General features: G+C 62.9%; 20 protein-coding genes. 6 read left to right on the top strand and 14 right to left on the bottom strand.

The features are described from left to right. Positions 1-76: 76 nt before the first annotated feature. The 4 genes from FNU79_RS16690 to FNU79_RS16675 are packed head-to-tail and all read left to right on the top strand — an operon-like array spanning position 77 to position 3859. Positions 77-1027 (top strand): carbohydrate ABC transporter permease, encoded by a 951-nt coding sequence (locus FNU79_RS16690; protein WP_124875284.1) that lies wholly within the window; start codon positions 77-79, stop codon positions 1025-1027. After that, positions 1024-1860 (top strand): carbohydrate ABC transporter permease, encoded by an 837-nt coding sequence (locus tag FNU79_RS16685; RefSeq protein ID WP_225430139.1) that lies wholly within the window; start codon positions 1024-1026, stop codon positions 1858-1860. The genes FNU79_RS16690 and FNU79_RS16685 overlap by 4 nt, the downstream gene beginning before the upstream one ends. Then, positions 1857-2858: a Gfo/Idh/MocA family protein gene (locus FNU79_RS16680; RefSeq protein ID WP_143721930.1), complete on the top strand. Its 1002-nt coding sequence runs from the start codon at positions 1857-1859 to the stop codon at positions 2856-2858. The genes FNU79_RS16685 and FNU79_RS16680 overlap by 4 nt, the downstream gene beginning before the upstream one ends. Continuing rightward, positions 2855-3859 carry a Gfo/Idh/MocA family protein gene (locus FNU79_RS16675; RefSeq protein WP_143721929.1) on the top strand — a complete coding sequence of 335 codons (1005 nt, stop codon included), beginning with the start codon at positions 2855-2857 and terminating at the stop codon, positions 3857-3859. Before FNU79_RS16680 ends, FNU79_RS16675 begins: the two co-directional genes overlap by 4 nt. A 246-nt stretch (positions 3860-4105) precedes the next feature. Here FNU79_RS16675 and FNU79_RS16670 read toward each other — a convergent pair whose 3' ends face one another. The 8 genes from FNU79_RS16670 to FNU79_RS16635 form a co-directional block, all read right to left on the bottom strand. Beyond that, positions 4106-5032: an ROK family protein gene (locus tag FNU79_RS16670; RefSeq protein WP_185974773.1), complete on the bottom strand. Its 927-nt coding sequence runs from the start codon at positions 5030-5032 to the stop codon at positions 4106-4108. Positions 5033-5040: 8 nt separating this feature from the next. Then, positions 5041-6051, bottom strand: coding sequence for an SIS domain-containing protein (locus FNU79_RS16665; protein ID WP_143721927.1), 1011 nt, complete (start codon positions 6049-6051; stop codon positions 5041-5043). Continuing rightward, the gene (locus FNU79_RS16660; protein ID WP_225430138.1) at positions 6048-6893 is read right to left on the bottom strand and encodes a carbohydrate ABC transporter permease; all 846 of its coding nucleotides are present in this window, start codon (positions 6891-6893) and stop codon (positions 6048-6050) included. Before FNU79_RS16660 ends, FNU79_RS16665 begins: the two co-directional genes overlap by 4 nt. Continuing rightward, a complete protein-coding gene (locus FNU79_RS16655; RefSeq protein WP_143721926.1) occupies positions 6890-7786 on the bottom strand; it encodes a carbohydrate ABC transporter permease in 897 nt (298 codons plus the stop codon). Before FNU79_RS16655 ends, FNU79_RS16660 begins: the two co-directional genes overlap by 4 nt. Beyond that, the gene (locus tag FNU79_RS16650) at positions 7786-9021 is read right to left on the bottom strand and encodes an extracellular solute-binding protein (protein WP_143721925.1); all 1236 of its coding nucleotides are present in this window, start codon (positions 9019-9021) and stop codon (positions 7786-7788) included. Before FNU79_RS16650 ends, FNU79_RS16655 begins: the two co-directional genes overlap by 1 nt. Continuing rightward, positions 9018-10055: an ROK family protein gene (locus FNU79_RS16645; RefSeq protein ID WP_185974772.1), complete on the bottom strand. Its 1038-nt coding sequence runs from the start codon at positions 10053-10055 to the stop codon at positions 9018-9020. The genes FNU79_RS16650 and FNU79_RS16645 overlap by 4 nt, the downstream gene beginning before the upstream one ends. Before the next feature lie 287 nt (positions 10056-10342). After that, on the bottom strand, positions 10343-10846 hold the full coding sequence (locus FNU79_RS16640; RefSeq protein WP_143721923.1) for a Rieske (2Fe-2S) protein: 504 nt from the start codon (positions 10844-10846) through the stop codon (positions 10343-10345). A gap of 30 nt (positions 10847-10876) precedes the next feature. Next, the gene (locus FNU79_RS16635; RefSeq protein WP_143721922.1) at positions 10877-11470 is read right to left on the bottom strand and encodes a ferric reductase-like transmembrane domain-containing protein; all 594 of its coding nucleotides are present in this window, start codon (positions 11468-11470) and stop codon (positions 10877-10879) included. Between the two features lie 150 nt (positions 11471-11620). On the opposite strand from FNU79_RS16635, the gene FNU79_RS16630 reads away from it, so the two are divergent. Both FNU79_RS16630 and FNU79_RS16625 read left to right on the top strand, forming a co-directional pair. Next, positions 11621-12298, top strand: a complete 678-nt coding sequence (locus tag FNU79_RS16630; protein WP_143721921.1) for a response regulator transcription factor — start codon at positions 11621-11623, stop codon at positions 12296-12298. After that, entirely contained in the window at positions 12295-13581 is a 1287-nt protein-coding gene (locus FNU79_RS16625; RefSeq protein ID WP_143721920.1) for a HAMP domain-containing sensor histidine kinase, read from the top strand. Before FNU79_RS16630 ends, FNU79_RS16625 begins: the two co-directional genes overlap by 4 nt. Before the next feature lie 79 nt (positions 13582-13660). Here FNU79_RS16625 and FNU79_RS16620 read toward each other — a convergent pair whose 3' ends face one another. From FNU79_RS16620 to mgtA, 6 genes are all read right to left on the bottom strand, one after another. Continuing rightward, the gene (locus FNU79_RS16620; RefSeq protein WP_143721919.1) at positions 13661-13954 is read right to left on the bottom strand and encodes a hypothetical protein; all 294 of its coding nucleotides are present in this window, start codon (positions 13952-13954) and stop codon (positions 13661-13663) included. Between the two features lie 41 nt (positions 13955-13995). Beyond that, positions 13996-14400, bottom strand: coding sequence for a hypothetical protein (locus FNU79_RS16615; protein ID WP_185974771.1), 405 nt, complete (start codon positions 14398-14400; stop codon positions 13996-13998). Positions 14401-14523: 123 nt separating this feature from the next. Further along, positions 14524-16221 (bottom strand): SulP family inorganic anion transporter, encoded by a 1698-nt coding sequence (locus FNU79_RS16610; RefSeq protein ID WP_143721917.1) that lies wholly within the window; start codon positions 16219-16221, stop codon positions 14524-14526. Next, positions 16218-16547, bottom strand: coding sequence for an ArsR/SmtB family transcription factor (locus tag FNU79_RS16605; protein ID WP_143721916.1), 330 nt, complete (start codon positions 16545-16547; stop codon positions 16218-16220). Before FNU79_RS16605 ends, FNU79_RS16610 begins: the two co-directional genes overlap by 4 nt. 188 nt (positions 16548-16735) lie before the next feature. Then, positions 16736-17650, bottom strand: a complete 915-nt coding sequence (locus FNU79_RS16600; protein WP_143721915.1) for an L-lactate dehydrogenase — start codon at positions 17648-17650, stop codon at positions 16736-16738. A 362-nt stretch (positions 17651-18012) separates the two neighbouring features. Beyond that, positions 18013-20403: magnesium-translocating P-type ATPase (gene mgtA, locus FNU79_RS16595; protein ID WP_143721914.1), on the bottom strand; the 2391-nt coding region annotated here is incomplete at its 5' end.

The raw sequence follows: 20403 nt of genomic DNA, 5'->3' as shown, positions 1-20403 counted from the left end.
GTCTTGAACGGCCCGGTTCAGTGCCGCCCGCTCAACCTGCGCCGCCAGATCACTTCTCCAAGTCTCAAGGAGGCGAATGCTCACTTCCGATCTCAAGCCGTCCCGCGCCCCGCGCCCGCGCCGCCGAACATTCCCACTGCATCTGGTGGTGTTCCTCGCGCCCGCCGTCTTGATTTACAGCGTCATCATGATTTACCCGATTCTGGCCTCGCTGTGGCTTTCCTTGAACAGCAGCGTGGACGGCGTGCAGACATTCGTCGGCGTGGCCAATTACCAGAAGCTGCTGGGCAGTGAGCTGTACGCCCAGCCGCTGTTCAATGCCCTCAAAAATAACTTCATCTTCTTCGTCGTCCACATGCTGGTGCAAAATCCAGTCGGGCTGCTGTTGGCCGTTTTGCTCAGCTTGAAGCTGCGCGGCACGCCCCTTTACCGGACGCTGATCTTCACGCCCACGGTTCTTTCGGTGGTGATCGTGGGTTTTGCCTGGAAACTGATCCTCAATCCCGTCTGGGGCGTGCAGCGCAGTTTGCTTGAGCCGCTTCACTTGGAGGCTTTAGACCTGCCCTGGCTGGGCCTGGCCTCCACGGCGCTGGGGACGCTCTCCCTGATCAGCGTCTGGCAAAACATCGGCATTCCCATGCTGCTCTTTCTGGCCGCGCTTGTCCGCATTCCCGAAGAGCTTTACGAAGCCGCCCGGCTTGACGGAGCCGGAACATGGACGGTGTTTCGCCGCATTCAGTTGCCGCTGATTTTGCCCACAGTGGGGATCGTCAGCGTGCTGACCTTTGTCGGCAACTTCAACGCCTTCGATCTGATCTACGCCGTCCAGGGCGCACTCGCCGGGCCGAACTTCGCCTCGGACATTTTGGGAACATTGTTTTACCGAACCTTTTTCGGCTATCAGTTGCAGGCCGGCGATCCGTACATGGGCGCTGCGGTGGCCGGCGTGATGCTCGCCGTGATCTTGGTGGGGCTGCTGATTTACCTGCTCGGCTGGCAGCGGCGCATGACCGAGGTGACGCTGTGATCCAGACCCAGAAAAAGCGGCCACCACAGGTGTTTGCCCACCTCGGCCTGATGATCTACAGCTTGATTGCCGTGTTTCCCACGGTGCTGATCATCATGAATTCATTCAAGAACCGCTCCACGATTTTCGCGCACCCGTTCGCGCTGCCCACCTCCGAGACGTTTACCTTGGACGGCTACAAAACACTGACCGAGTCGGCCAACTTCCCGCTTTACTTTCTGAACAGTCTCACCGTGACACTCGGCTCGCTGGCCCTGATTTTGTTGGTGAGCAGCATGGCGGCCTTTGCCCTCAGTGAGTACACGTTCCGGCTCAATACTGTGCTGGCGCTGTACCTCTCGATCGGCATCATGGTTCCGATCCGGCTGGGCACGGTGGGCATCCTCGACTTGATGGTCAAGTTCCACCTGGTCAACACACTCTGGGCCCTGATCTTGGTCTACACGGCGCAGGGCATTCCCCTGGCGGTGTTTATCCTCAGCTCCTTTATGCGCGGCGTTCCCAGAGACCTCAAGGAAGCGGCCCGGATCGACGGGGCCAGCGAATACCGCATTTACAGCTTGATCTTGCCGCTGATCCGTCCGGCGCTCGGCGCAGTCACGGCCATCAGCATGGTGCCGATCTGGAACGACTTATGGTTTCCCCTGATTCTGGCTCCCGGTGAGCAGACCAAAACCATCGTGCTGGGGGCCAGCGCCTTTTTGGGACAGTTCGTCAACGATTACAACGCGGTACTGGCCGCGCTCACCCTGGCCATTGTGCCGGTGGTGTTGCTCTACGCCGTCTTCTCGCGTCAACTGGTCAGCGGCATCACCAGCGGGGCGCTGAAATGACCGGGCAAGCGCCGCGCCCTCCGCGCACCCTTAGGGTCGGGCTGATCGGCGCTGGCCTGATGGGACAGACCCACGCCGAGGCCTGGAAACGCGTCCCCGGCGCACTCGTGGCCAACCTCGCGCTGGACGGCCACGCTAAGGCCTTGGGTGAGCGTCACGGGCTGAAAGGCTACGACACTCTTCAAGACCTTCTGGCAGCGGTGGACGTCGTCGATGTGTGTACGCCGACGCCCACCCACCGGGAATTGACGCTGGCCGCCGCCGAGGCCGAGTGCCACGTGATCTGCGAGAAGCCGGCGGCCCTGAGTGTTGCCGACGCTCTGGAGATGCAGCGGGCCTGCGAGGCCAACGGCGTCCGGCTGTTCGTCGCGCACGTGCTGAGGTTTTTCCCGCAGTACAGAGCGGTCAAGGCGCGGTTTGAGCGCGGTGATTTCGGCGCACCCCGCGTGCTGCGCCTCAGCCGGGTCAGCACGCCGCCCACGGTGGGCAGTTGGCTGCTGCATGAAGAAAAAAGCGGCGGCGTGCCGATGGACTTGATGGTGCATGATCTGGATTACGCCCGCTGGATCGCCGGCGATGTGGAGCGGGTCTACGCCGTCCAAACCCGGCAGGCGGGCAAAGTCATGGTTCAGGCCACGCTGAGCCACAGTGGGGGAGCCATCAGCCTCGTCGAAGCAGGCTGGGCCGCGCCGGAAGGGGTTTTCCGAACAGCTCTGGACGTGGCGGGCACGCTGGGAACCGCAGAGTGGAATTCTGACGCCCCCGCTCCCCTGCGGCGGCATGGCCCAGCGCTTTTGCTGGGACAACTCGGCGCTACGCTGCCTGCCTTGGACGGCGATCCTTACGGTGATCAACTCAGTCACGCCTACGCGGCGCTGCGCGGCGGCACGCCGTTCTTGGTCAGTGCAGACGACGCGGTGGCCGCCGTGGCGCTGGGTCAGGCTGTTCAGCAGTCGGTGGACAGCGGCAAAGCGGTTAAGCCGCAGAGGTGGAAATGAAGATCCGAATCGCCTTTCTGGGAGCCGCCCATGTCCATGCCCAGCACTACGCCGCGCTGCTCTCACAGCGGGAGGACACCGAGGTACTGGGATTCACCGAGGATGACCCAAACGTTGCTCAGGAGTTTGCCCAGCGCACCGGCTTAATGCAGAGGACTGCCGCTGAAATCATGGCCCTCAGTCCGCACGGGGTCATCGTCTGCACCGTGAACACCAAGCGCCTAGGGCCGGTGCAGTTGGCGGCGGCCAGCGGCGCACACGTGCTTTGCGAAAAGCCGATTGCCACCAACGAAGCCGACGCTCAGGCCATGAGGCGGGCCTGTGAAGCGGCGGGCGTTCAGTTTGTCACGGCCTTTCCGGCGCGGTTTTCGTCTGCGGCGCTCTCGCTCGCCGAGCAACTGCGGGCGGGTCAGCTCGGTAAGGTTTTGGCCTACAGCGGCGTCAATCACAGCGTCGCGCCCGATCACGAGCAGCCGTGGTTCGGCGACCCGTCCCAAGCGGGCGGCGGAGCAGGTATGGATCACATCGTGCATCTGGCTGATCTGCTGCGTTTTGTCGGGGAGCGCCCTACTGAGGTCTACGCTCAGCTGCGCCCGGTGCCGCAGTGGGTGTTGCCGGAGCACGCCGACATTGACGCTGCAGGGCTGATTACCCTGCGCCTGGCTTCAGGGGCCAGCGCCACTATCGACTGCTCTTGGAGCCGCCCCCAAGGTTATCCCCGCTGGGGACAGCTGCGCCTGGACGTCACGGCCAGTCGGGGAATGCTCAGCCTCGATGTGTTCGCCGATCACCTCAATGTCACGCAGGGCACGTACCAGTGGGCAGGCTACGGCGAAGACCTGAACGCCAAGATGCTGGACGACTTTATTCAGGTCTGCGCTGGAAGCGGCGCGGGCCGGGCGACCTGGCAAGACGGCTACGCTGCCCTGAGGGTGGTTCAGGCCGCTTACGCTTCCAATGCGTCTGGTGAAGCCGTTCGACTGGACGACGCTGCTGAATGACCTTCCAATGGATGTGTCTGCCGACTTCTCAGGCAAGTGTCTGTGGGAAGTGGGTGGCTGCTGCTAACGCCTGCGCTTGCCCAATTCAAAGGCCCTTGCACCCGCTTTGGCGGTCGTTTATGGGGTCTTTTCCCGTTTGCTCTTGTCTTTGTTCCTTCCATCACCAAGCAGATCTGTTTGCCCGCAACTCGCCTGCTTCCTTTGCTGAGGGCAAGAGGCTCATATCAACAAGGGAACGCAATCCCTTTAGCGCCCCCTGACTTGGTGGTCGCCCTGACACGCGAATTCAGCGGCGCCCACGATTCCAGCATCTGGACCTAAATGCGAAAGTCGCAAGGGCGTGAAATCGTGCAGCGCCCGAGTTCTGCGGCGTTCGGTCTCGATCATTGGCAGCAGCAGACTGGCCTGCGTCATCAATCCTCCGCCGAGCACCACCACTTCCGGATCGAGCAACAATTGCAGGTTATGGAGAAAGCGGCCCAGGTACGCCGCCGCGTTTCTGATCAGGTCCGTTGCCCGCTCGTCGCCGCCCGCCATCTTCTCAAAGATCGCCGGAACACTTGTCGGCTGACCGTACACAAAGCTGGCGTCCCGGGCCAGTGCCGCGCCGCAGGCCTGAGCTTCAAGGGTGCCGAGCGTGCCGCTGCCGTCCATGGTGCCGGAGAAGCCCATTCGGGTGTGACCGACTTCACCGGCCATACCGGTGCGTCCGGAAAAAATCTCACCATTCAGGATCAGTCCGCAGCCTATCCCTGTTGACCAGGTGAGGTAGACGCTGTGCTGGGTTCCGCGTGCACTGCCGTAGCGTGATTCGGCCAGCGCCGCGAGATTAGCGTCGTTTTCGAAAGCCACTGGCCTCCCCAGACGCTGAGCGAGCACCTGTTCGATCTTGGAGTCGTTCAGGCCTTGAAGATTCGAGAAGAACGTCGTTTCACCGTTGACCACTGGACCCGGTACACCCAGACCGATGGCCAGCTGCTCGCTGCCCTGTAGGTCGCTGACCATGCTTTCGATGGTATCGAGTAAAGGGCCGAGGTGCAGGGGCGTCGGCGTTTCGAGTCGCCGAAGCACCTTGCCGTTCCTGACCAGCCCGGCCGCGAGTTTGGTTCCGCCCAGGTCAAGGCCAATGGTGGCTACATTGTGAAGGTCGGCGGCGACGGCTACGGTTTCCACGCCGGACATTACCGGGTCACCTTCGAACTTCGCACCGGCTCACCAACCCGCTCAACGCGCTGAAGGGCAAGATCAATCACCAGTTGCTGCACCGGCAGACACAGCTTGAGTGGAGCCGTGAGGAGGCCCAGGGGCAGCGCTGAGACCTCGGCCACCAGGGACAGTGACAGACAGCCAGCGGCCTGAGCGGCCTTCAAAATGGATTCGGCTGTCTGGCGCTCGTAATCGGTTTCGTCTGAGCGGCGCAGCAGGACGATGCCCGTCTCGGGCGTCAGCAGTTCCAGCGGCCCATGCCGCAGCTGTCCCAGGTCGTAGTGCAGCGCTGGAAAGCGCCCGAGTTCGATGGTGCCGAGGGCCGCCATAGCCGCCAGACCCGCCAGAGCCCCTGAACCAGCAAACACCATCGACCGCACCTGCCCAAAGCGGCTGAAGTCCAGGGCCTCGCCGTCCAGTGCTGGCAGGTCGGTATGTGCCGCCTCTGGCGAGTAGGCCCGCAAGATCAGCCTGTGAAGCACCAGAGTCAGCAGGTAAGACCGGGTGGCCGCAAAACCCACTTCCGGTCCACCGGCAGCAACGAGGCTGGGCAGCTGGCGGACTAGGTAGCTGTCAGGACTCAGACTTAGCCCAAAGGTCGGCCCGCGATCAGTGCTGGCCGCTTCTAGAAACGTGCGGAGTTCGCCGGACTCGCCGGACTGGCTGACCAGTAAGGTGACCTGCGCTGCGCTGGGCGGCAGGGGCATGCTTAGGGCTTCGTCGAGCGATAGGGCCAGCGCGGTGATGCCCACGCTACGGTAAGCGGCCAACGCCGCCGAATTGGCGTGGTGGCTGGCCCCCATTCCCAGCAGGAGCAGAGACGCCCCAGGCTGACGCAGCGCCTCGGCGATCTGCTGCGCCTGGTGCTGCTGCGCCGGGTCGTTCCAGGTGGCGTGGGCGTCGGCGACTTGACGTGATTGTTCCCAGCGGATCAGGTCGAGACCGCTTGGTGCATCAGTGGACGTTGGGGTGTGCATAACAGTCATCCTTTGACGCCTCCCGACGTCAGGCCAGCCAGCAGGCCACGTTGCAGCGCTACGGCAATCAGCACCGGCGGCAGGGCGGCCAGCACCCCAGCCGTCATGATCAGGCCGTAATCGGTAGCCCGCCCCGCCGTGAAGTCCGAGATGGCGACCGGTAAGGTCTTGGCTGCCAGACCGTTGGTAAAGAGCAGGGCAAAGAAAAATTCGTCCCAGGCCAGCAGGATGGCGAAAATCGCGGTGGTCACCACGCCAGGCAGGGCCAGTGGAACGGTGATGCGGGTCATCACCCCGAAGCGGCTCAGCCCATCGACCAGGCCGGACTCCTCGATCTCTGGGGGCACCGTGTCGAAATTCGACTTCAGCAGCCAGGTGGCGAACGGCATGATGATGCAGCAGTAGACCAGAATCAGCCCCCAGACGGTGTTGAGCAGCCCCAGCCGCGCCAGCATCTGGTAGAGCGGTAAGAGCAGGGCCACCGGGGGCAGCATGTAAGTGGCCACCACACTCGACAAAATCCAGTCCTTGCCGCGTGGAAACCGCGAGAGGGCGTAGGCCGCCGGAATGCCCACCAGCAAAGCCAAGAGGGTGGTTGTCATGGCCACCGCCGCGCTGTTTCGCAGGGCATAAAGAAACGTTTGGCCGGGGGTGTTCTCGCCGAGGGTCAGCAGCAGCCGGTAGCGGCTCCAGTCGGCGTGCTGGGGCCACCAGCGCAGCGGTTTGACGGTCAGTTCGCTGGCGGGCATCACGCTGCTGATCAGCATCCAGGCCACCGGCAGCAAGACGCTGGCGGCGAACACGAAGACGCCCAGGTAAAGCAGCCCGCTCTGGAGGGGCGTGCGTTTCAAGCGGCCCTCTGGCGCTTCATCAATAGCAGGTAACCGGCGATCAGCAGGGCGCTGATCAGAACCATCACGTTGGCGTAGGCCGCGCCGCTGCCCGCTTGCAGGTAGGTGAAAGCCTCCTGATAAACCGAGAACGAGGCCGTCTTGGTCGCGTCTGCCGGGCCGCCGCGCGTCATGACGTAGATGATGTCGAAGACCTTGAACGCTTCGATGGTGCGCAGCACCACGGCCACGCTGAGAGGGCCGAGGATAAACGGCAAGGTCAGCCGCCAGAAGCGCGTCCAGATGGGCACGCCGTCCAGCGCTGCCGCTTCGTAGATCTCGTCGGGAACGCTCTGGAGGGCTGCCAGCGCGATGAGGGCCACCAGCGAATAGTTCTTCCAGACGTCGGCCAGAATCACCATGTTCATGGCGGAGGACGGTGAGCCGAGCCACGAGCGGTAATCACCCATCAAGCCGGTCTGGGTCAGCAGGGCATTGAGTGCACCGTATTCCGGGTTATAGATCCAGCGCCACATGGTCGCGTTCACGATGGTCGGGATGGCCCACGGCAAGATCAGCAGCGCGCGCGCAAAAGCCTGTCCGCGAAACTTCTGATTGAGCAGCAGGGCCACCAGCACGCCGATCACCACTTCCAGGGCCACCGAGACGACGGTGAAATAGGTGCTGTGCCACAGCGACGAGAGAAAGTCCGGGCTGGTCAGGGCGTAGACGTAATTGTCCCAGCCCAGCCACGCGGGCCGGATGCCCAGCGCGTTCAAACTGGCGTCGGTGAAGCTGAGATAGAGGGTGCGGATCAGTGGATAGCCGATCACGCACAGCAAAATGAGCAGCAGCGGAAGCAGGAAAGGCCAGCCTTGACCCGCCGCCGGGGATGCCCGCTGGCCGCGCGTCATCAGCGGAAGCGGCTGGCAGCCTTGGCCGCCGAATCAAGGGCCTGTGCGGGCGTCTGGCTGCCCAGGAGGGCTTTTTGCAGCGAGGTCTGGAGCAGCGTGCTGAGCTGAGGGTACTGGGCGATGGTGGGGCGCGGGAACATCAGGTTCAGCGAGGTATTGGCCGCCTTCACCAGATCGGCTTGCCCCTTGACCACGGCGGGCTTGCTGTAGCTGGCTTTCCAGATCGGGAGGCTCAGGGTAGCGAACTGCTCCTGCGCCGGAGCGGAGGTCAAATACTGAATGAACTTCCAGGCTTCGTCCTTATGGGGGCTGCCGGTCGGAATCCCCAGGCCCATGCTGCCGTTCATGGCGCTGGCCTGACTCACTCCGGCGACGCCCGGTGCCGGAACGATGCCCACGTTACCGGCGACCTTCGACTGCTTGGGATCGTTGGCCATGGCGTACATGTAAGTCCAGTTCAGGGCAAAGGCCGCCTTGCCGTCGGAGAAGACCTTGCGGACATCTTCTTCGAGGTACTCGGTGCTGTTGGGATTGCTCAGGCCGCTCTTGAGCGAACCAGTCATGTACTGGAGAGCTTTGAGACCGCCGCCGGTATTGAAGGCCGGTTTGCCGCCTGTATAGAACTGCCCGCCGTAAGCGGAAAGCAGCGTGGTGTAGTCGCAGATCAGCGCCTCGGCCTGACTCCAGCTCCAGACAATGGGGTATTCCACCAGCTTCTTGGCCTTGATGATGGCGGCCTGCTTTTGCAGTTCTTCCCAGGTTTTGGGCGGCGCGGCGATGCCCGCTTTCTTGAGCATGTCTTTGTTGTAGAAGAGGTACTTGGTGTCCAGAATCCAGGGCATGCCGTAACGCTTGCTGTCAGCGGTCACCGTCGTCCAGGCACCTGAAAACACGCGGCTGTTGTCGGCGGCGGGAATGCGGCTGGTCACGTCGGTCAGAAAGCCGTTCTTGGCGAACTCGGTGGGCCAGATCACGTCGAAGAGCACTACGTCGTAGCCGTTGCTTCCGGCCGAGGCGGAACTGACGATCTTGTCGTGCAGCCCCTCATACGGAACAAATTCGAGGTTGATCTTGACGCCGGGATTCTTGGCCTCGAACGCCTTGGTCATGTCCTTGATGTTGGCTTCGCTGTAGGCGGCCTGTTTCATAAAGAGGGCGTGTAGGGTCACGGGAGCGGCGTAGACCGTGGAGGCAGAGGACAGCAGCAGTGACAGACCGAGAATCATTCGTTTCATGACAACCTCCGGTAAAGGTGAGTGGGGGAGAGCGCCAGCAGGGACGACTCCGGCGCTGAATTTAGAGACAAGGCTGGGGCGGCGCTGGACGAGAGAAGTGAAGCGGCATACCGCAACCGGCTGGCCGTCAAAGCGCCGAGCACCGAGCCGCTCGGGCCCAGGTGTGAACGGACTACGCAGAGTTGTGGGGCAAGGTGCTGCAGTGACTGAATGATGTCCTGGCCGCTGGACTGAGCGTCGTCGGTGACGATAACCAGCCGCAGATCGAGCGAGGCCGCCACCGCGCCCACGAGGTAAGCGAGGGCTGCTTGCTTGAGGGCCTCGGGCAATTGTTCGATTGGGGTGGGCCACGCCTGATGAGGCCAGCGGGCCAGCGCCAGTTCGCCGGCCATTCCGTTCGTTCCCCGGTACACGGTGCCGCCGAGGTAGAGCCCCAGGCCGATGCCGCTGCGGCGCTGCACCAGCACCATGAAGTCGTCCTCGTCGCTGGCCGCACCGTCATATTTTTCGGCAAGCGCCCAGAGGTTGGCGTCGTTTTCCAGCACGATGTCCGCACCGCTGCGTGCGGCGACCTCCTGAAGCGGAGCGAGGTCGAGTTGAGGCAGCGAGTTGGGTTCTCCCATCTGGCCAGCGCCCGAGACTGGCGCAGGGACACTGACGGTGATGTGCCTCACCGGACCGTGCGGTGCTGAGCGCAGCAGTTCGGCAACCTCCGCCATGAGCTGAGCATGCAGCTCCTCAGAGCGGAAAGCCTGTAGGAGCGTCCTCTGGCGCTGATGCCCCCGGATGTCACCCGTCAGGAGATGAATTTCTCCAGGCTGACAGTCGATACCAACAAGGGTCCCCAGCTGCGGGTGCAGATCGAGGATGCTGGCCGGACGCCCCGCTGCGCCTTCCGTTTTTCCGATTTCGATGATCAAGCCCTGGTCTTCAAGTGCCCTGGTGATGAGGTTGACGGTCACGGCAGACAGGCCGGTGCGCCCGGCCAGTCCACCCCGCGAAAGTGCGCCGTGTTCGAGAAATTGCCACAACAACTGTTGCCGGTTGTGTTCTCTCTGGCTTCCAGACCACTGCACTCCGATTCGAGCACCCCCTTTTTTAATTGACTTCATTAATTTATAGATCTCAAGGGTGAGCTTGTCAAGAAGAGGTTCCCCCCGTCGTCGGTTCAGTCCAGTTGCACTTTAAATTTTAATTAACCTGCTGACCCGCCCGTACAATCTCGCGCCGCCACTGCTGCACCTGAGTCCAACGAAATGGAGTCAACCTTGTCATGCCGCGCAGTCTGCGCCGAGGCGGTAGAGCAGTGGTCAAGCGCATTTCACCCTGCTTGCGGGCGAATCATTCCAGTGATCCAGACCGACTGATCGGGCCTTACCTGAAGACTGTACTGGGCCAGCGGGTCTGAAGTACGGTGGACGTATCCAGTCGGCTGACCAGTGGCGAGGTCGTAAGCCTGATGATGTTTGGGGCAGGTCATGACCTGATTTCGCGGCGGATCAATCACGACGGTGCTGCGGTGCGAACAGATCCGGGAATAGACGGTCAGCCAGACCTGACCCCGCTGCACGCCGTCCGCTACCGGCGTTTTGCTGGCATACAAAATCGCCGGATCACCCGCCACCGACATCAGCTTGAACCCGTCAGCGGCCAGCGCCTCAGAAGGCCTAAGAATGTTGAGAGGCGCACCCAGCGACTGGGCCTGAGCCTTCGACGAGACGCCGGGCACGGCAGCGGCACACAGCAAGCAGCCGATCACGCGCAGGGCGTCGCGGCGGCCCAGGTCAGCTTCCTGTCTCTGGTCGGTCTGTGAAGACTTGAACATAACTTTTCTCCTTAACGGCACAGCTACACTTCAGTTGCGGGTCGGCAACTTGAAGGTGAGCGAGCGTTGGTTCAGCAGGCGGCGCATGGGAGGGAGACGCAGCAGCAGCCCCGCCAGCAAGACCAGGGCGAAGAGTTGGTACTCGGCTTTGATGTGCGGCAGCAGCAGCAGGTGGGCGATCAGCAGGCCCACTACCGCATATGAGGCTTGCTGAAGGCGCTTCCAGTTGCGCTTGAGCAGTTTCATCGCCGCTTTGTTGGAGGTCAGGGCCAGCGGCAGCATCACCAGCAGGGCCGCCGTACCCCACACATACGAGGGCCTACGGAGGGTTTCGGTCACGGTGTCCTGGAGGGTGCCCAGATCCACGGCGTAGGCCAGAAAATGCAGTGCGCCGTAGCCGAAGGCCAATACCCCCAGAGGGCGCTTGAGTTTGAGCAGCCAGGCCTGGCGAATCAGCAGATGCAGCGGGGTGCACGACAGGCAGCCCACAAACGCCAGCGTGGAAAGGGTGCCTGCCGGGTTGATGATCTCAAACGCGCCGCCCTGAGAGGCCCGGAGCGCCAGGAGCGGCAGCGGCAGCAGACCCAGAATCAGCAGCCAGTAACGTAAAATCCAGTTCTTCATCTCGTCTCCTTGATGGTCTTAACGGGATCAACCGTAAGGCGAGTCGGTTATGGTCTGGTTACGCTTAACCCTCACGTTTAACCCAGTCGTAACCCCAAACGCGCATGCTGAACAGGTGAACAGCCAAGATATGCGTATCAGGAAGACAAAGTGCTGATCTTGCTGGTGGAGGACGAGGAGGCGATTGCCTTACCGCTGCGGCGGGCGCTGGCCGCACAAGGCTACGCGGTAAATTACGCCGCTGATCTGACCCAGGCGCGGGCCGCCCTGCTGACCCTGGAGCCCGATCTGGCGGTGCTGGATGTGCAACTCCCCGAAGACGAATCCGGCGGTTTTGTGCTGGCCCGTGAGATGCGGGCGGCGGGTTACCGGGGAAGCCTGCTGTTCCTGACGGCCCGCGACAGCCTGAATGACCGCTTGGAGGGACTGGACCTCGGCGGCGACGATTACCTGACCAAGCCGTTTCATCTCTCTGAACTGCTGTCCCGCGTTCGGGCGCTGCTGCGGCGGGTCAGCGAGGCCAAGACCGATCTGCTGAGCTACGGCTCACTGTCGCTCGATCTGGCAGCGCGGCAGGTCCACTGGGAGGGCCGCACCGTCACCCTGAGCCTGCGGGAATACGATGTGCTGGAACGTCTGGCCCGCGCACCGGGGCGGGTCTTTTCGGCAGAGGAGTTGCTGGATGTGGTGTGGGGTGAGCGGGCCAGCGACCTCGGCGTGGTCAAAGTCTGCGTTCACCATCTGCGGGCCAAACTCAGTCCCGAGGTGATCCAGACGGTTCAGCGCGGCTACCAACTGGGCCTGGCGAATCTGGAGCGCCGACCATGAAGTTGGGCGTCCGACTGGCGCTGCTGATCGCTCTGATTGTCACGGGCGCACTGTTGGCTCAGGGCTTTTTCGGTTTCCTGACTTTTCGCCAGACCGCCAATGCGGCCCTGCGCAACGACCTGAGTACCTACCTTGCCGCGCTGGCCCATGACCGCGCTGAGGGAGACGCCCCGACCTACCTGCCCAACGAGAACGGTATCCGCGCCCGCTTGATCCGGCGTGAAAAGGTGATTCAGGAATACGGCGGTCCCTTTCCCCAGACCGCCACCAAGCACGGCGACGACGACAAGCACAGCGACGAGTGGTTGACCCAGCAACTCGCGGTGCCGGATCTGGGAGCAGGCACACTCTTACAGGCCAGTATTCCGCTGCGGTCCTACCATCAGGGCCTGGCCGCTTATCTGGCCACCGTCACGCTGTCGGTGGTGGTGATGTCGCTGCTGGGTGTGGCAGCGGCGCTGCTGGTGAGCCGGAGCATGGTGCGGCCCATCAGTGATCTCTCGCGGGCCGCCGAACGGGTGGCGCAATCCGGACAACTGGATGAACGGGTGGACGCGCCGCAAGAGCAAGTCGAAATCGCCGGACTGGCCCGCAGCTTCAACACCATGCTCCAGCGGCTCTCGGCCTTTCGGCAGCGTGAAACGGAATTCGTGCGCCATGCCTCCCACGAGTTCCGCACGCCACTTGCGGCGCTTCGGGCGCAGGTGGACGCCAACGCCCAAGGCTGGATCAGTGACGCCGAACTGATCGCGACGGTCGACCAGCAAGTCGAGCGGCTCACCGCCCTGACGGGGGCGCTGCTGCTGCTCTCCCGCGAGAACAGTGCCGAGCATGAGATGTTCGACCTGGCCGAGATCAGCGGTGCACTGGCCCAGCAACACGGCGCGGCCTACTGCGGCCCGGCCCACCTGCTGTTTTCCGGAAGTCAAGCGTTGATCAGTCAGGTCCTGATCAATCTATTGATCAACGTCAATAAATACGCGCCCGCAGCGACAGCCACCGTGGGCTTATCCACTGCCGCTCAGCAGATCGTTTTGTCGGTCAGCGACGCTGGCCCCGGTGTGCCGCCGGAAGTGCTGCCCCGCTTGATGGAGGCCTTTTACCGTGTGCCTGGCACCCGTGAGAGCGGGAGTGGCCTGGGCCTGGCCATTGTGCAGCGTGTCGCGGAGGTTCACGGCGGCACGGTGGAGCTGGCGTCCACTTCACCTCATGGCTTAACGGTGAAGCTGCACCTGCCCAATATTCAGGCCAACCTCAAGGGCAACGCAGAACCGCCGAGTTGATGGTTCTCCTCGGCGGTCATGGTGCAGGGCAGAATTAAAAATGTGACGCGGTTACGTGAACTGAATCGGTTTGGACGACTCAGCGGTGTTGCAAAAAGAACGCCCCGATCTGCCGTCCCACTTCGGCATTCACGTAGCCGTACGTGAGGTGCTGGCTGCTGACTTGTACCAACTGGAGGCTGGCCCCAGCGGCGCGGGCCAAGTGAGCCAGGCGACCGCCATTCTTTGCGCTGCTGACCACGGTGTCTTGCGGGCTGACCACCACCATCAGCGGCGTGCGCCTGTGGGTAAAGTGCTGGAAATAATCGACCGGATCAGATGCTTGAAGGGACGCCGAGCCGTAAGCGTCGGTAATACTTTTGCCCCGGTTCACTGATGACCTCACCGCGTCTTGCAAGTTGACCCGTCCGGCCACTAGCGCCACTGCGCTGGATGGAAGACAGCGCCGCCGTGTTGCCCCAGGTGCTTGGCCCGGCTGAGCAGTAGCACGAAGCCCTGCGCGTCGATGGCGTCCAGCAAGCTGTCAAATGGTGCATGTTGGATACCAGCGCTCGCCAGCCCGCCGCGCCCGTGTGAGACGATCACCAAGCTACACGGCTTAGCCCGGCAGACTCTGGGGACGACGAGTTGCGCGTCTCCTGCTGCATCAGGCAACGTCAGATTTCGACGCCCATCCGGGTCATTGCCCCAAGCGGCCAGAGCCTCTGGCTGAAGCGGCGCGAGGGTCAGCACATCGACGTGGGGCGCTACGACGCGGCCGGCGTGCCAGTGATGGTGACGGGCGTGGTGGTTCCTAGGCAGTTGACCAAAGTCGGACACGCCATGGGGATCAGCGCACGCAGGGTCTCCCACATGACCTCATCCGGCTGGAAAGCAGTTGAATGAGACTTTCACAGTGCTGTATTCGCGTCACCTACAGGAGTAAGCGGTCTGCCTCCGCTATCATGCCTTCACTTCCTGAAAGCGGCGCTGCACGTGTGACCAGGCGTGTTCAATGGCCTGCGGTGTCGTCTCGAACAGGTGATGCCGGTTCGTCGTGAGCGCCCCCAGCAGCGCCATGCGGGTCAGCAGCGCCAGCGGTTGGGGCTGCATGCCGCTGAGCAGCAGCGTGACCCCGTGCGCCTGCAGTTCCTGATGAATGCCTTCCAAGGCATGCGCGCCACTGGCGTCCAGGTGATGAACGCGCCGCAGCCGAAGGATGACGACGTCCACCTCCTGATTCGCGGTCAAGTTCTCCAGGAAGCGGCCAGCCACGCCGAAGAACAAGGGACCTTCCACGCGGTAAGCCAGTACACGGTCACGCAGCAGCGCCAAGTCGGCGTCACTGGGGGCGTCGTCTGTTACGTCCATCTTTTCGAGATGCATGCTGCGGATCATCTGTTGGATGAAGAGCACCCCGGCCAGAGCCAACCCGACTTCGATGGCGAGAATCAGGTCGAAGGCGACCGTGACCGTGAGCGTGGCCAGCATGATGAAGAAGTCACTGCGGGTCGAGCGGCGCAGGGCCTGCCAGGCGTGGGTTTCAAACATGCGCAGCGCCGTGACCAGCAGGATTCCGGCCAAGACGCTGAGAGGAATCAGGGCAGCCGCGCGTCCCAGCAAGAGGACCACCAGCAGCAGGAACAGCGCGTGAATGATGCCGGTCAGCCGGGTCTGGCCGCCGCTGCGCACACCGACGGCGGTGCGGGCAATTGCGCCGGTGGCAGGAATGCCGCCGAAGAGGGGCGCAATGATGTTGGCCAGCCCCTGACCGAAGAGTTCCCGGTCGGGGGCGTGGCGTGCTCCACGTGTCATGCCGTCGGCCACCACCGCAGAGAGAAGGCTTTCGAGTCCCGCGAGGACGGCCACCGCGAGAGCGGCACTGAACAGCGCGGGAATGGAAGTGAAATTGATGGTGGGGAAGTGGGGCAGCGGCAGGCCAGCGGGAATGACCCCAATGCGGGGCACGTCAAGGTGGAGGGCCAGGCTGATGCCAGTGACGGTCAGCAGAGCGATGATGCCGCCTGGGACACGGGTGGTGACTCGCGGCCACGCCAGCATGATGGCTGCGGTGGCGGCGGTGAGTGCGAGTGGGGCCAGTTGTGGAGCGCCCAAGAAGGTTCGGAGCACGGCGAGGGAGGTCAGCAGAATGCCCTCCCCTCTGGGTGATTGCAGGCCCAGGGCAGCCGGGAGTTGTTGGAGGGCAATGATGACGGCGATGCCGTTGGTAAATCCCGTGATGACTGGCCAGGGGATCAGGTGAACGGCCCGGCCCAAGCGCAGCAAGCTGGCAAGGATGAGCAGGCAGCCAGCCAGCAGGCCGATCACGAAGACCTGGGACAGTCCGTACTGGGCAATGACGGGAAGCAGGACGACGGTCATCGCGCCGGTGGGGCCAGTGATCTGGAAGCGGCTGCCTCCAAAGGCGCTGGCCACCAGGCCCGCAATGATGGCGGTGATCAGGCCAGCAGCGGCACCCGCGCCGCTGGTCACGCCAAACGCGAGGGCGAGAGGCAGGGCGACGATGCCGACTGTGACGCCAGCGAGGAGGTCTTGCAGGAAGCGGGCGCGGGTGTAGCCTTTAAACTCGGTTTTCCAGACCGGCAGGGGGTTGAGAACGTTGAAGGGGGAGGAAGGAGAGGCGCGGGCCGGGACGCTCATCTCCTGACCACCTGCGCGTCGATCTCTTTGCGGTAGCGGTTTAACTGACGTTCGTAGAGTTGTCGGCCGAGGTCGAGGAAGATGTAGACCTCTGGGTCCTCGTTACGGTAGTAGGCGAGGGTGCCCTCCTTGCGGAAGGTGATGAAATGGTGGGTGCGGAGGACGGTGAGGTGTTGACTGATGGTGGCCTGTTCGCCGCCGGTGAGTTCCTGGAGCTGCGTGACGGTTTTTTCTCCGTCTCGCAGGGCGTCGAGGATGGCGAGGCGGAGGGGATGGGCGAGGCTTTTGAAGAGGCTGGCTTTGTAGAGGTGGATGCTCTGTTTCATGCATGAATTATAATATACGAATGATCTAATGTTCAAGGGCAATGTGACGGAGAGTGAATGAGGATCACTCACCTCTGTCTGTGTAGTTCAGCTGTTTCCTAAGATGCCCCTCGGGTCCCACCTGCTCAGCGCTGAGGCTGCCCTGCGGTGGGCGGCGAGCGATTGCCATGCGGAACCCGTCCCAACGTTTAGAGGTGTGCCGCCGCTTCCCGGATCACCGCTACGCTGCGCTCAAGCGCTTCTTGCTCTGGCGCGTCCAGTTTGGGCATCAAGGTCTCCAGAACTCCCGCGCCGCCCACCACTCTGGGCAAGCTGTAGGCCACGTCGCCCGGTGCCGCAGCGCTCACGGTCAAGACGCTGCGGCGGTCACGCAACACCGCCTCGGTAATCCGCGCCAGCGCCGCGCCGATGCCGTAATAGGTCGCCTGCTTGCCTCCAATGATCTTCGCCGCCGCGCCGCGCACCGCCGCGCCAATTTCCAAGCGGAACACGTCATCAAAGAGGATGCCGCGTCCCTTCAGAAATTCTCCGAGGGGTTGTCCAGCCACGCTCACGCCCGACCAGGCCAGCACTTCCGAGTCGCCGTGCTCACCGATGACGTAGCCGTGAACGTTCTGCGGATCTAGACCTGATTGCCCGGCCAGCAGGCTGCGGAAGCGGGCGCTGTCGAGCACCGTGCCCGAGCCGATCACTGGCTGCGCGGACGAGTGGGCGAGCAGCCGGGCCGTCAGGGTCGTCAGGACGTCCACCGGATTGGTCGCCACCAGCAAGACAGCGTCCGGAGCGGCCCGCGCCACCTGCGGCACAACCTCGCGGAACACGGCGGCGTTACGGGCCAGCAGATCGAGCCGTGACTCGCCCGGCGTCTGGTTGACGCCCGCTGCCAGCACCACCACACGGGCACCGCTGAGTTGTTCGTAGCCGCCGCTCGACACCCGGACGGCATGCGACATCGGCGCGGCGTGGGCGATGTCAGCGGCCTCAGCCTCGGCGCGCTGTTCGTTTTTGTCCACCATCAACAGCTCTGAGCAGCTGCCGCGCAGCACCATCGCGAAGGCCGCTGTCGCTCCGACGAGTCCTGCGCCAACCACACCGACCTTCATGGGCGTTCCCTATTCATTTCATCAACCTGACACACTCGGCCTCTAGGAACAAGGCGCTTTCCAGCAACGGTCTTGTTAGGGTCGTGCTTGATGGGGCCGCTTATGACGGTTCAGTCTGCCTGAATCTTAAATCTCCTCAGCTCCTTGCATAGTCCCCGAGGTGACGCCAAGCTGGGCGGCGCGACTGAAATTTGTGAAAATGAGCAGCATCAGGAACGTATGCTTGTGTTTCCAGTTGTTCCCGAAACGTGGAGGTTGCGCAGCAACTCTGGCAGGTGCTCAAAGGCCTGCTGAGTCTCAAGCTCGAGCACGACGCTGAAGAGCCAGTACAGCTCATGATGGGCTGAGAAGGAGAGATCTTCTCAGCCCATCACCTGCCCGAACAGGCGGCGCTTGACCAATTCCACTAGGCCCAGGTAGGTCAACGTAGCTCCAATCAGGAACACGAAATACAGCGGCGGCAGCGGCACGAAGCCCAGCAGTCCCGAGAGAGGAGTGAACGGCAGCAGCGCCCCGACCAGCACCACCAGGGTGGCCGCCAACGCCAGAGGACGGCTGGGCCTCGATTTCAGCGGGTTGCCGAAGGTGCGGATCACAAAGATCACCAGCGTCTGGGTCGCCAGCGACTCAATAAACCAGCCAGTATGAAACTCAGCTTCGCGGGCATGAAAAACCCGCAGCAGCACGTAAAAGGTCAGGAAGTCGTAGACCGAGCTGATGGGCCCGATCCAGAACATGAAGCGCCGGATCAGGCCGATATCCCAGTGGTGCGGCTTCTGGATGAAAGCGTCGTCCACATTGTCACTGGGAATGGTGATCTGCGCCAGGTCATACAGGAAATTGTTGACCAGAATCTGCGTCGGCAGCATCGGCAAAAACGGCAGGAAGACCGAGGCCCCAGCCATGCTGAACATGTTGCCGAAGTTGGAACTGGTGCCCATCAGCAGGTACTTCATGACGTTGCCGTAAGCCCGGCGGCCTTCCAGAATGCCGCTGAGCAGCACCCGCAGCCCCGGCTCCAGCAAGATGATGTCGGCGGCGTCTCTGGCGATGTCGGTGGCCCCGGCCACGCTGACGCCCACGTCGGCGGTGTGCAGGCTGGGCGCGTCGTTGATGCCGTCGCCCATGTACCCGACCACGTGCTTGCGGGCCTTGAGCGCCAAGATGATGCGGTTTTTCTGGGCCGGAGCCACGCGGGCAAACACCGTGTTGGCCTCGGCGACCTGAAGCAGCGCGGTGTCGGTCATGGCCGCCAGTTCGCTGCCCAACACCACCCGGCCCACGTCCAGCCCCACGGCCTCGCAGACGTGCCGGGCGACCAGTTCGTTGTCGCCGGTCAGAATCTTGACGGCCACGCCTTTGGCCCGCAGTTCGTCCAGCACCTCACGGGCGTCGGGCAGCGGCGGGTCGAGGAAGGTCACAAAGCCCACCAGGGTCAGATCATGCTCGTCGCTGGCCTGGTAGGCGGGCTGCTGATCTGCTTCCAGGATGTCCCGCCGCGCCACCGCGATGACCCGCAAGCCCTGGGCGGAGAAGCCCTGATAGACCGCCGAGATACGGGCCTGGGCGGCGGCGTCCAGCGGCAGCGCACCTGCATTCTGTTCATCCTCACCACTGTGCTCATAAGTGGTACAGACCGCCAGCACGCTCTCCGGTGCCCCCTTGGTCAGCATCAGGTGGCCGCTTTTGCCTGCCTTGGTGACCACCACCGAAGCCCGCCGCCGCTCAAAATCGAACGGCATTTCGTCCTGCTTGCGGTACAGCTGCACGTCCGGGTGATCGGCGTTCAGAATGGCCTGATCCAGCGGGTCAGCCCCCTTGATGCCGGAAGCAGAGGTGTCGAGGATGGCGGTATTGAGCGGATTGGTGATGCCGGTCTCGAACAAGCTGTTGAGGTAAGCGAGCATAAAGACGCGCTCGGAAGGCGCGCCCGCCGGGTCCAGGCGGCCCGCCAGCGTCATCACGCCGCCCGTCAGCGTGCCGGTCTTGTCGCTGCACAGCGTATCCATCTGCCCGAAATTCTGGATGCTCGACAAGTTCTTGACGATCACCTTTTTCTTCGCCATGCGGCTCGCCCCGTTTGACAGCGTGATGGTGGTGATCATCGGCAAGAACTCCGGCGTCAGGCCCACCGCCAGCGCCACGGCGAACAGCAGCGACTGGAGCGGGTCGCGTTTATGGAGCGTATTGACCGCGAACACGAACAGCGTCAGAAACAGCACGATCTGCACGATGAACAAGCTGAACGACTTCATGCCGCGCTCGAACTCGGTCTCCGGGGCGCGGCGGGCCAAGCTGGTCACGATGCCGCCGAAGGTGGTGCGTGCGCCGGTGGCGCTTACCAGCGCCTCGGCCCGCCCACTGACCACGCTCGACCCCACGAACACCAGATTGCTGGCGTCGGCTGGATTTTCTGGAGTGGAGTTGTCCAGCGCCGCTGAACCGCTCAGGCTGGCCGTCTTCTCCACCGGCATCGATTCACCGGTCAGGGCCGACTGCTGGACGTGCAGATCGGTGGCCGTCAGGAGCTGCGCGTCGGCGGGAACCAGCATGCCTGCTGTCAGGCGAATCAGGTCGCCCAGCACCAGCGCTGACCTTGGCAGTTCGCTCCAGACGCCGTCCCGTTTGGCCGTGGCCGTGGGCGCGACCTGAGAACGCAGCGACTCGGCGGCCACCTGAGAGCGCCGGGTCTGGTAGAAGTCCAGCCCGATGCTGCCCAGCACGATCACAATGATGATGGCGGCGTTGAGCCA

The sequence above is a fragment of the Deinococcus detaillensis genome (assembly GCF_007280555.1).
Taxonomy (GTDB): Bacteria; Deinococcota; Deinococci; order Deinococcales; family Deinococcaceae; genus Deinococcus; species Deinococcus detaillensis.
Note: the sequence above shows the minus strand (reverse complement) of the source record. Positions and strands in the feature narration are given on the sequence as shown.